Raw genomic sequence first — 12,137 nt, 5'->3', positions numbered from 1 at the left:
TTGACTTTCTTCAAATTTGCTTGTAGTATACTCATTGGGCACCCTTTTAAAGGGTCAGAAGTTCACAGAAATTTTGCTCCCTATTCTAACTAGAATAGGGAGCTTTGTTCATTTTCTGGGACTTTTCCTGCAGATAAAAGAAGAAGGAGTTTTTGAACTTATGACAAAATACATTTTTGTAACGGGCGGCGTAGTTTCATCGATTGGTAAAGGAATCGTTGCAGCTTCTTTAGGTCGTTTGTTGAAAAATCGTGGCTTAAAAGTAACCATCCAAAAATTTGATCCCTACATCAACGTAGACCCGGGAACAATGAGTCCGTACCAACACGGAGAAGTTTTTGTAACAGACGACGGAGCAGAAACTGATTTGGATCTAGGCCATTATGAACGTTTTATCGATATCAATTTGAACAAATACTCCAATGTTACTACAGGGAAAATTTATTCAGAAGTACTTCGTAAAGAACGAAAAGGGGAATACTTAGGAGCAACTGTTCAAGTCATCCCTCATATCACAAATGAAATCAAAGAGAAAATCATGCGTGCAGCAAAAATGACTGATTCAGACGTGATCATCACTGAAGTTGGCGGAACAGTCGGCGATATCGAATCTTTACCATTTCTAGAAGCACTACGCCAAATGAAGGCGGATGTTGGTGCTGATAACGTGATGTATATCCACACAACATTGATTCCTTACCTAAAAGCTGCGGGAGAAATGAAAACTAAACCAACTCAACATAGTGTAAAAGAATTACGTGGTTTAGGAATCCAACCTAATATCTTGGTGGTTCGAACAGAGCAACCTGTTTCACAAAATGTGAAAAATAAATTAGCACAATTTTGTGACGTAGAACCCGAAGCGGTCATTGAATCACCAGATGTGGACACTCTTTACTCTATTCCGTTGCTTTTACAAAAACAAGGCATGGATCGCATCGTTTGTGAACATTTGAAACTAGAAACGCCAGAAGCTGATATGGAAGAATGGAAACAATTAGAAGAAAAAGTATTGAATCTGAAGAAAAAAGTCCGAATTGCTTTAGTAGGTAAATATGTAGAATTACCAGATGCTTATATCTCAGTTGTTGAAGCGTTGAAACATTCAGGCTTTGCTTTTGATGCGGATATCGAACTTGACTGGATCAAGGCCCAAGATCTAACCAAAGAAAATGTAGCAGAATATTTGAAAGATGCAGATGGTATCTTAGTACCTGGTGGCTTTGGCGATCGTGGGGTCGAAGGAAAAATTGAAGCGATCCGTTATGCTCGTGAAAATGATGTGCCTTTCTTAGGTATTTGTTTAGGCATGCAAATGGCGTGTGTTGAGTTTGCTCGTAATGTGGTTGGCTTGGAAGATGCTGCTTCAGCAGAAACTACACCAGAAACAACGAACAATATCATTGATTTGATGGCAGACCAAGAAAATATCGAAAACTTAGGTGGAACGTTACGTCTAGGTCTTTACCCATGTAAAATTAAAAAAGGAACGAAAACAGCGGAAGCTTATGACGGAGCCGATGTAGTACAAGAACGTCACCGTCATCGTTATGAATTCAACAATAAATACCGTCAATTATTTGAAGAAAAAGGATTAGTATTCTCAGGTGTTTCTCCTGATAATCGTTTAGTGGAAATCGTGGAATTAACAGAGAAAAAATTCTTTGTTGGTTGTCAATTCCATCCAGAATTGATCTCAAGACCAAATCGCCCACAAAAATTGATCAAAGGATTTGTCGGAGCTGCTTTGTCTGAACGTGAAGGAAAATAAGCGGGACAAATACGCTTTTAATGTTTCAGATGAATTTAGAGAAAACAGTTATAAATAAATTGTTATTGTTTGAACAATAAAAAACGATAAACTAGCCATTTTTGACTAAATCAGCCAACTGAAAACCTTATTTTTTGCAAAAAAGTTCTTGAAAATTTTCATTTTCATTGATTTTAGTAGAAAACTCTGAAAATGTTTGGTAAAATAGGTTCGTTGGTTAAGGATAGTCTTAACAAATTTAGTTTTACAAAACTTAGGAGGAATTTATTATGCCAGTAGTATCAGGAGCTGAATTTTTAAAAGCTGCTCGTAAAGGCGGTTACGCTGTCGGCGGATTCAATACAAATAACTTAGAATGGACTCAAGCAATCCTTGAAGCAGCTGAAGCAAAACAAGCACCAGTACTTATCCAAACTTCAATGGGTGCGGCTAAATACATGGGCGGCTACAAAGTTGCTAAAGATATTATTTGTGACTTAGTTGAATCAATGAACATCACTGTTCCTGTTGCCATCCACTTAGACCATGGTGACTATGATGCAGCTATGGAATGTATCGAAGTAGGCTATACTTCAGTTATGTTTGACGGTTCTCACTTACCATTTGAAGAAAACTTGAAATTAGCGAAAGAAGTTGTAGAAAAAGCTCACGCTAAAGGAATTTCTGTTGAATGTGAAGTTGGTTCAATCGGCGGAGAAGAAGATGGAATCATCGGTAACGGTGAATTAGCAGATATCGAAGAATGCAAACAAATGGTTGCTACAGGAATCGACTACCTAGCATGTGGTATCGGTAACATCCATGGTCAATATCCAGAAAACTGGAATGGTTTAGCATTTGATCATTTACAAGCAATCGCTGATGCTGTAGGTCCAGATATGCCTTTAGTATTACATGGTGGATCAGGTATTCCTCAAGAACAAATCCAAAAAGCAATTTCAATGGGTGTTTCTAAAGTAAACGTAAATACTGAATTCCAATTATCATTTGCTAAAGCTACTCGTGAATATATCGAAGCTGGCAAAGATAAAGAAGGAAAAGGTTTTGACCCTCGTAAATTGTTAGCACCAGGTAAAGCTGCAATCATTAAAGATGCAGAAGAACACATTGATTGGTTCGGTTCAGCTAACAAAGCTTAATTAATCGATTAAGAATGCCGTGAAACAGGTTCAACCTGTTTTGCGGTTTTTTTTTCGCAAATTGATAATCGTTCACTTTGATAAACATTTGTCCATCTTTTTTCAGAATAAACCTTTGATTTTTGAGGAAATAAAAAAGAATGGGAACTCGTTTCTTTATTTCATCTATGATAAAATACAAGCATGTGTAATAAAATTGAACAATAACAAGGTGGAAATCAATGAAAAAAATCATAATTGAAGGAAATCGTCCGTTAACTGGTGAAGTAACGATCAGTGGGGCTAAAAATAGTGCAGTGGCTTTGATTCCTGCAGCGATTTTAGCAGATTCTCCGGTTATTTTAGAAGGCGTACCTGATATTCAGGATGTTCATTCACTAATCGAAATTTTAGAAATCATGGGAGCAAAAATCCATTTTTCACAAAACATTTTAGAAATTGATCCCCGCGGTATCGTCTCTGTGCCCATGCCAAGTGGTAAGATCAATAGTCTACGGGCTTCCTATTATTTTATGGGGGCACTGCTTGGAAAATTTGGTGAGGCAGTGGTTGGTTTGCCAGGTGGTTGCTATCTAGGACCGCGACCAATTGATTTACATGTCAAGGGTTTCGAAGCATTAGGTGCTTCAGTCAACAATGAACATGGTGCGATGTATTTACGGACCGACCAAGAGGGATTACAGGGAAATCGGATTTTCATGGATGTCGTTTCAGTCGGTGCAACGATTAATGTGATGCTGGCGGCTATTAAAGCGAAAGGTCAGACAGTAATCGAAAATGCCGCTCGTGAACCAGAGATCATCGATGTTGCTACTTTGTTAAATAATATGGGTGCCAAAGTGCGAGGAGCAGGGACGGATGTGATCCGGATCGAAGGTGTAGACAAACTCCATGGTTGTCGCCATTTCATGATCCCTGATCGAATCGAAGCAGGGACTTATCTAGCGCTTGCTGCAGCAGCAGGAAATGGTGTTAAGATCAAAAATGTGATTTACGAACATTTAGAAAGTTTTATTGCTAAACTTCAAGAAATGGGCGTAAACATGACAATTAGAGAAGATGAGATTGAAGTGTTTCCGTCTAAAGAGTTAAAAGCGGTGAATGTGATGACTTATCCATATCCTGGGTTTGCAACAGACTTACAACAACCATTGACTCCCCTCTTATTAATGACCAAAGGAACAGCTGAAATCACAGATACGATCTATGCTAAACGTGTGAATCATGTGCCTGAATTAGCACGTATGGGTGCTGATATATCAGTGGAAGGGAATTTGATCATTACAAATGGACCAAATAAACTTCATGGAACAGAGGTAGTCGCTTCTGACCTTCGAGCAGGTGCTTGTTTAGTTATTGCAGGTCTCATGGCTGAAGGAACAACTACTATTTATAACGTAGAATATATTTTACGTGGTTATGATCATATTATTGAAAAATTGACGGCATTAGGTGCTGAAATCCAAATGGTGGAGGAAGTGGAAGCTGAATGAGTGATTATTTAACGATGGCGGAACTGGAAAATAAGACATTAAAAGAGGTCTACAGTTACGCAAAAGAATTTAAGATTCCTTATTATAGCAAAATGAATAAAAAAGAATTATCTTTAGCTGTGATTCGGGCGCAAGCAGAAAAACAAGGGTTTTATTATATGGAAGGAATCTTAGATATCGTTGGACAAGATGGGTATGGATTTTTACGACCAATCAATTATGGGCCAAGTGTAGAAGATATCTATATCTCTGCTTCACAAATAAGACGGTTTAGTTTGCGAAATGGAGATAAAGTAGCAGGAAAGGCTCGCCCACCTAAAGAGTCAGAACGTTATTATGGGTTGATGCACGTGGAAAGTGTAAATGGAAAAGACCCAGAAGAAGCCAAAGAACGTCCGCATTTTCCAGCTTTGACACCTCTGTATCCTCAAGAACAGCTTAGGTTAGAAACAACCTCTCAAAGACTAGCAACAAGAATGATCGATATCTTCTCACCAGTAGGTTTTGGTCAACGTGGCTTGATCGTAGCACCTCCTAAAGCCGGAAAAACTTCTGTGTTAAAGGAAATCGCCAATGGAATCACTGAAAATCATCCAGAAGTAGAACTGATCGTTCTTCTGATCGATGAACGCCCAGAAGAAGTCACGGATTTGGAACGCAGTGTCAAAGGAGATGTCGTTTCATCTACTTTCGATTTACAACCACAAAATCATACAAGGGTATCTGAGTTGGTTCTGGAAAGAGCGATGCGTTTAGTCGAAGATAAACGAGATGTCGTGATCTTGATGGACAGTATTACCCGATTAGCTAGAGCTTACAATTTAGTCGTACCGCCAAGTGGTCGTACATTGAGCGGGGGAATCGATCCAGCCGCACTATATAAACCAAAAAAATTCTTCGGAGCAGCTAGAAATATCGAAGAAGGTGGAAGCTTGACGATCTTAGCAACTGCCTTAGTCGATACGGGTAGCCGAATGGATGATGTGATCTATGAAGAGTTTAAAGGAACAGGGAATTTAGAACTTCAACTGTCTCGTGAACTATCTGAGCGTCGTATCTTCCCTGCCATTGATATCAAGAAATCTGGTACGAGAAAAGAAGAGCTTCTAATGCCAGAAGATCAATTAGAAGAAATTTGGAAGTTACGAAAGAATATGGTCGGCGATTCATTGGAATACACCGAACAATTGATCCGTTTTTTAAGAAAAACCAAAAACAATCAACAATTTTTCAAAGAATTCCAAGATGTCTCGTTCGGTAAAAAAAATCAGACAAGAAATCTAAAAAGATAATTGCAACGTTGTTAGAAACATGTTAAGATGTTACTGTTGTATATCGACAAATCAACTCTGGTTCAGCAAATGGGTCAGGGCAAAGGAGCGAAAACGCATGAAAGAAAACATCCATCCAGATTACCATCCAGTAGTGTTCTTGGATTCAACAACTGGCTTTAAATTCTTGTCAGGTTCAACAAAAACTTCACAAGAAACAGTTGAATGGGAAGACGGTAATACATACCCAGTCATCCGTGTCGAAGTTACTTCTGACTCACATCCATTCTATACTGGACGTCAAAAATTCACACAAGCAGACGGACGTGTGGACCGTTTCAACAAAAAATACGGTCTCAAAGACGCAAACGCTGCAGAATAATCAAAACATTGTTCATACGATGTTTAGCAGACTATCTGATAAAGGTAGTCTGTTTTTTTTGTGTTTTCTGTTTCTGATAATCAAAAAATGGTCACTAAAAATTTATCATACCATATTTTTTAAAGTTCTGATTTTCATTATTTCCTTCTGTTGGAAAAAAACGACAACATTTATAAAATAATGCATGTTAATGTTATATTATAAAGAAAAAATAACATTAAGGGGTGCTAATATGAGTAAGAAGAAAGCAATGATCTTGGGGTCTTTACTGTTCAGTATGGTTATTTTATCAAATGACCTAAATGTTGAGGCAACAGTAAATGAACCGACTATTGGGACGGAAGTCGTTCTTTCAGAGCGAAGTAATGAAAACGTTTCAACGGTTTTGAATGCTTATCAAAGTGAGGATGTTGAGAGTTATCGGGAAGAAATCGGTAATTGGTTTGGTCCTAGTAGCAATCAATCTACAGGGATCTATAAACGTAAAAATGATACGATCGAAATTTATGTAGATGAAACGGCGCAACAACTACCGACGTATACGATTACCAGGGCTAGTCTGAAAGATTATCTCGAAGGGGCAACGAAAGGGAAACGACTAAATAGAGGAAGAAACGTCATTTCCGGTACTCAAGAAGGTGTGATCCATATCCAAAATGAATCCACTCGCATCACGCAACAAAAAACGAGAATTGAAATACGTGGTGGTATTACAATTCCACGTTTTATTTTAGGAAAAATGACCAATAACGATTGGCAGAATGAAGTAAGAAATCATCCAAATGCACCTGCTTATGAATTGGTCAGTGATCGAGTTTTGGTTACAGGATCCGACAAAACAATTAATTATGTGAAGGACCCAACTAAAATTTTAACAACGAAAGAAAAAGTAATTGATCTTCACGATCAAACAGCCGGACTCGATAATAGCGCTACAATCCATCGTCAACCAACTGGCTTAGTTCAACATATGCGTGAAACGAGTGCCAGAGAAGATTATATGTACGCGTATGAACAACATACTGGTTTTAATTATGCAGATGGGATGAGAGTCTTGTTAGATCCAGACGGTTCCTCACAGTGGGGGATTTGGCATGAATTAGGTCATACCTATCAAATTGATGATATGGGTTGGGAGGATATGACCGAAGTGACCGTGAATATCTTTTCGATGCGGGTACAAAAAGCATTAGGGCAGCGTAGTCGTTTAGAAGAAGATCGCGTATATACGGATATTTTCAATTATTTGAATCGAAGTCAATCGAAAAATTTTGATAAACAAGATGAATTTGTTCGACTAGGAATGTTTTGGCAGCTGGAATTAGCATTTGGCAGCGACTTCTATCCTAAACTACATCAGTTATATCGTGAAGAAAGTCCACAGCTATGGACAGAACAAGACAAGCGACAACATTTTATCTTATCTGCTTCAAAGATCAGTAACAAAAATCTAACGCCATTTTTTGAAAAATGGGCTATCGAAGTTACTGCTGATACTAAAAAAGAATTAGCAAGACTACCAAAATTAACGAAGAAAATCTGGGAATATCGTGATGAAATGAAAGGTGATGTAGGAAATATCACCGATGATGATAATAACAATGGCAACACGGAAGATCCTTCAATTGAAACTTGGGATAAAGATAAAGTGTATGTTGCTGGGGATATTGTCATGTATAAAGGTGTAAAATATCGTGCAAAATGGTGGAATACCGATAAAGTTCCTGGAGAAACGATTGACTGGGAAAGAATTGATTGATCATCAATAAACACAACGTATTTTGATTGTAACGGTCAAAATACGTTGTGTTTTATTTATATAAGGAACGCCTGAAACACATGAATCTCTAATTTTGATGAACGATATCGATCATTTTTTTGACTGATTTTTTAAAAATTTGATCCATTTTTCGTTATTCGTTCAAAGCATTGAATGGCTGAATTAGGGATGCTATACTTGCCACAGTTATTAGAAAGCGTTAACAAATAGTGAAAGGAGGCTATATGGAGTGGAGATTAGTCAACTGATTTCAGAAGAATTGATTCTTTTCGATGACTCAATTCGATCAAAAAAATCATTATTTGAATGTATCGGTACTACACTTGAAACCACACATAGAGTAAAAAGTGCAAAAAAAATAATCAAAGCATTATTTAAAAGAGAAGAGGAAGTGCCTACAGGAATCGAAGCTGGATTTGGTATCCCACATGCTAAAAGCAAGGCTGTCATTACACCAACCATTTGTTTTGTTCGTAGCAGCCAGATTACAGAATATCTTGGCTTAGATGGGGAGCCAATTGCATATACTTTTGCAATCGTGGTTCCTGCAAACGCTGCTGACAGTCATCTTGAGATTCTCAGTGCGTTGTCAAGGCGATTAATTGATCCAAACTTTAGAAAACAAATCAAAGAAGCAAATTCAGCTTCAGAAATTATGACCGTTTTAAAAAATGAAGAAAAAGCAATCCGTTAAATGAATCATCGAATAATGTCACACGCATCAACTGAGACCGTTATTGAATAAGCAGATAGGGGAGAATAACGATGAAAATAATTGGTGTAACCGCATGTCCTACGGGAATTGCGCATACGTATATGTCCGCTGAGAAATTAGAAGGGACTGCTAAAAAACTAGGCCATGATGCAAAGTTTGAAACGCAAGGAATCAAAACGGAAAATAGGTTAACTACAAAAGAGATTGCTGAAGCAGATGCGATTATTCTAGCAGTTGATAAAGAAATTGATATGCAACGTTTTACGGGTAAAAGAATCAAAAAAGTTTCAACGAGTCGAGCAATTAAAGAACCAGAATTGGTAATTGATGAAGCATTAAAAGGGATCAATACGTTAGAAATTACCCAATCAGTTGAACAAACAAAAGCCACGAAACAAAAAGCCACACTTTATAACCATTTTATGAGTGGTGTGAACTATATGTTACCGTTTGTTATTGCAGGCGGAATTATTATCGCATTAAGTTTTGCTTTTGGGATCACTGCAGCGGATCCTAAATCAGCTGACTATAATGTCCTAGCTGCCGCATTTTCTAGAATTGGCGGAGACACCGCTTTTGCTATGATGGTGCCAGCTTTAGGGGCAGGGATTGCGTCCTCTATTGCGGGGAAAGCTGGCTTTGCACCTGGGATCGTGGCAGGGCTACTGGCATCTACTGGTGGTTCTGGATTTCTTGGGGGGATGATCGGGGGGCTGTTAGCAGGGTATGTGACAGATTTTCTGGCAAATAAAATTCCTGTAAAAAAAGGTATCTTAGCGATGTATCAATTGATCGTCGTTCCGTTAATATCTATCTTGATCATTGGTTTAGCAATGGTTTTTGTAATAGAACAACCCATTTCGTGGTTATTAGAAGTATTAACCAATTGGTTGAATAGTTTAGGTAATACTTCCGGATTAATGTTTGGCTTGATCATCGGCGTGATGATGGCAGCTGATATGGGAGGGCCGATCAATAAATCGATTTCAACTTTTTCCATTGGTTTGATGTCTGCCGGAGTCAATGCACCGATCGCAGCATGTATGGCAGCTGGAATGACCCCACCGCTGGGGATCGCTTTAGCCACACTGTTGTTCAAGAAAAAATTTACGAAAGAAGAACGGACTTCTGGTCAATCTTGTTGGGTGCTTGGTGCTTCTTATATTACAGAAGGAGCGATTCCCTTCGCAGTTTCAGATCCGATTCGAGTCATTCCGAGCTTGATTCTCGGCTCTGCTACTGCAGCGGGTATCTCAATGGCTGCCGGTGTCACATCCATTGCTCCTCATGGTGGGATCTGGGTCATGCTGATACCTAACGTGATCAATCACCTACCCATGTATTTGCTAGCGATTGGTGCTGGGACAGTAGTTACGGCTCTTTCACTTGGATTATTAAAGAAATCAAGCGAAGAACAAGTCGGAAATGAAGAAAAAATAGTGAAGCAAGAAAAAATAATAAATGAGGTGGAAGTATAATGTTATATACAATGAAAGAGTTATTGAAAGTAGCTAAAGACAATCAATTTGCTGTTCCTGCTTTTAATATTTGTAGTTATGATATGTTAAAGGCAATCATGGAAGAAGTAGAACGGTTAAATGCACCAGTGATTTTAGAGATCCATCCCGATGAGATTGCTTACTTGAATGATGAATTTGTTGCTGCTGTTCGAGCTTATGCGCATAAAAGTAAAGTACCTGTAGTGATCCATCTTGACCATGGCGGTAAAGTAAGTGATGTATTACGGGCTATCCGCAATGGCTATACCTCGGTCATGATTGATGCCTCCTTGCAATCCTTTGACGATAATATAAAGATAACTAAAGAAGTGGTGGCTCTAGCTCACGAGGTAGATGTGTCAGTCGAAGCAGAAATTGGCACGATTGGGAATAATGGGTCAGCAGAAGGTGGGGCAGCTAATATTATTTACACAGATCCTGAACAAGCAAAACAGTTTGTTGAAGAAACGAATATTGATACATTAGCTATCGCTATTGGAACAGCACATGGCTTATATCCTAAAGATAAAACACCAAAACTGAATATCGAGTTATTGAAAGAATTGAATGAGACCATCGATTTGCCGTTTGTTTTGCATGGTGGTTCAGGAAATCCGGATAAAGAAGTAAGCGAAGCAGTTAAATATGGTGTAGCTAAGGTCAACCTTAGTTCGGATCTTAAAAGTGTCTTTTTCGATGCTTTAAGAGAAATCTTAAATGAAAACCCGGAAATGTATGAACCGAATATGATCTATCCTTATGCGAATCAAAAAGTACAGGAAGTAGTGAAACATAAAATGACGATCTTAAACACGATCGATCAAGCCAAGTGTTATAAATAAGACGAATTTCTCACCGTTTATTCGTTTTAGAGATACTAAAAGAGACCGAGACAAGTTTTGACTCAGTCTCCAATGAAATCGGAATCGAGTGGTCATGAAAAAATGCTCAGTATTTCTAGGAATAAGCCAATGAATCGCTAATTTTAGTTGTTTCGGCTGATGTCCTATAGCGAAGCATTTTCATTCTAACCGCTCGATTCTGTTTTTGGATGTAGGTGGAGGCATCTTTGTTTATGGTAAAATAAAGCGAAAGAGAAAGGAGTGGGGAAGATGTTAAGTGACGTAGAAGAGCGACAACAAACGATTGTCAATCATTTGAAAATCAACCAATTTGCCAGGATTACTGAATTGATCGATTTAGTAAATTACAGTGAAGCGACAGTGAAACGAGATCTTGTTGTCTTAGAACAAAGTGGTCTGATCCGAAGAGTCCGTGGTGGGGCTATGTTAGTAGATAATCAGAAAATCGATGTACCATATATGATGAAAATCACCCATTTAGAGGAAGAAAGTGAAAAACGTTATATTGCGGATATTGCAGCTAATTTGATCAAAGATGATATGGTTTTATTTTTAGACTCTAGTACAACTAGTTTGCATTTAGTTCGAAATTTAGGTCGATTTGAAGGGCTGCAAATCATTACGAATGGGGTCATTACTGCTGCGATGCTAAGTGAATTTACTTCAGCAAAAGTATCGATCGTCGGTGGTAAAATCGTTCAAAAACGAGCAACGATCAACGGAGCAAAAGCGTATAATGATATTTTGACTTATGCTGCTGACCTTGCAATCATCAGCTGTCGAGGATTTGATTTTAATCAAGGCGTGACGGAAACGCATGAAGGAGAAGCGTTAGTAAAAAGAGCGTTTCGTAAACAAGCCAATCATTTGATGGTGTTAGCTACACAGGATAAATTAGAACAACGCTTCATTCATCAAGCAATTGCTAGTCATGAAATCGATTATTTAGTGACCAGTCAGAAATTAACGAACGAACAATTGAAAAAAATCCATGAACACCACACAGAGTGTTTTTATTAATCAGAAAGACCAATAAAAGTGTATGTTCTCATAAAATTCATTCATTGATAACACCTATAATTTGTATCAAGAAAGCTATAGTTTGTTCATGTACACCCTTTTTGGTAAGCGCTATCATAAATTGTGGGAGATAATAATTGAGAAAGGAGTAACGAGTGAACAGTTGCAGCAAGCGATTAGATAAGATCAAATCATAGGAGGAAG

10 protein-coding genes are annotated in these 12,137 nt (G+C 38.2%); all 10 read left to right on the top strand.

What is annotated here, in order from left to right; genetic code table 11:
- Positions 1-160: 160 nt before the first annotated feature.
- The 10 genes from IGJ27_RS09940 to IGJ27_RS09895 all read left to right on the top strand — a co-directional run bounded on the left by IGJ27_RS09940 (position 161) and on the right by IGJ27_RS09895 (position 11,933).
- Positions 161-1,771: a CTP synthase gene (locus tag IGJ27_RS09940; RefSeq protein WP_010718709.1), complete on the top strand. Its 1,611-nt coding sequence runs from the start codon at positions 161-163 to the stop codon at positions 1,769-1,771.
- Positions 1,772-2,040: 269 nt separating this feature from the next.
- A complete protein-coding gene (locus IGJ27_RS09935) occupies positions 2,041-2,910 on the top strand; it encodes a class II fructose-bisphosphate aldolase (RefSeq protein ID WP_010718708.1) in 870 nt (289 codons plus the stop codon).
- 221 nt (positions 2,911-3,131) lie between these two features.
- Positions 3,132-4,403: a UDP-N-acetylglucosamine 1-carboxyvinyltransferase gene (locus tag IGJ27_RS09930; RefSeq protein ID WP_053765738.1), complete on the top strand. Its 1,272-nt coding sequence runs from the start codon at positions 3,132-3,134 to the stop codon at positions 4,401-4,403.
- Complete coding sequence (gene rho / locus IGJ27_RS09925; protein WP_010718706.1) at positions 4,400-5,695, top strand: transcription termination factor Rho; 1,296 nt, start codon at positions 4,400-4,402, stop codon at positions 5,693-5,695. The genes IGJ27_RS09930 and rho overlap by 4 nt, the downstream gene beginning before the upstream one ends.
- 97 nt (positions 5,696-5,792) lie before the next feature.
- Entirely contained in the window at positions 5,793-6,056 is a 264-nt protein-coding gene (locus tag IGJ27_RS09920) for a type B 50S ribosomal protein L31 (RefSeq protein ID WP_010718705.1), read from the top strand.
- A gap of 232 nt (positions 6,057-6,288) precedes the next feature.
- Complete coding sequence (locus IGJ27_RS09915; protein ID WP_256733916.1) at positions 6,289-7,815, top strand: M60 family metallopeptidase; 1,527 nt, start codon at positions 6,289-6,291, stop codon at positions 7,813-7,815.
- 250 nt (positions 7,816-8,065) lie between these two features.
- Positions 8,066-8,530 carry a PTS sugar transporter subunit IIA gene (locus IGJ27_RS09910; protein WP_053765737.1) on the top strand — a complete coding sequence of 155 codons (465 nt, stop codon included), beginning with the start codon at positions 8,066-8,068 and terminating at the stop codon, positions 8,528-8,530.
- A 71-nt stretch (positions 8,531-8,601) separates the two neighbouring features.
- On the top strand, positions 8,602-10,029 hold the full coding sequence (locus IGJ27_RS09905; RefSeq protein ID WP_178305755.1) for a PTS fructose transporter subunit IIC: 1,428 nt from the start codon (positions 8,602-8,604) through the stop codon (positions 10,027-10,029).
- Entirely contained in the window at positions 10,029-10,892 is an 864-nt protein-coding gene (locus IGJ27_RS09900; RefSeq protein WP_034698965.1) for a ketose-bisphosphate aldolase, read from the top strand. The genes IGJ27_RS09905 and IGJ27_RS09900 overlap by 1 nt, the downstream gene beginning before the upstream one ends.
- Before the next feature lie 270 nt (positions 10,893-11,162).
- Positions 11,163-11,933, top strand: a complete 771-nt coding sequence (locus IGJ27_RS09895; RefSeq protein ID WP_010718700.1) for a DeoR/GlpR family DNA-binding transcription regulator — start codon at positions 11,163-11,165, stop codon at positions 11,931-11,933.
- Positions 11,934-12,137 lie beyond the last annotated feature (204 nt).

It is taken from the genome of Enterococcus sp. DIV1726a, from assembly GCF_051710985.1.
Taxonomy (GTDB): domain Bacteria; phylum Bacillota; class Bacilli; order Lactobacillales; family Enterococcaceae; genus Enterococcus_B; species Enterococcus_B hirae.
This window is presented reverse-complemented; position numbering and strand designations above follow the sequence as displayed.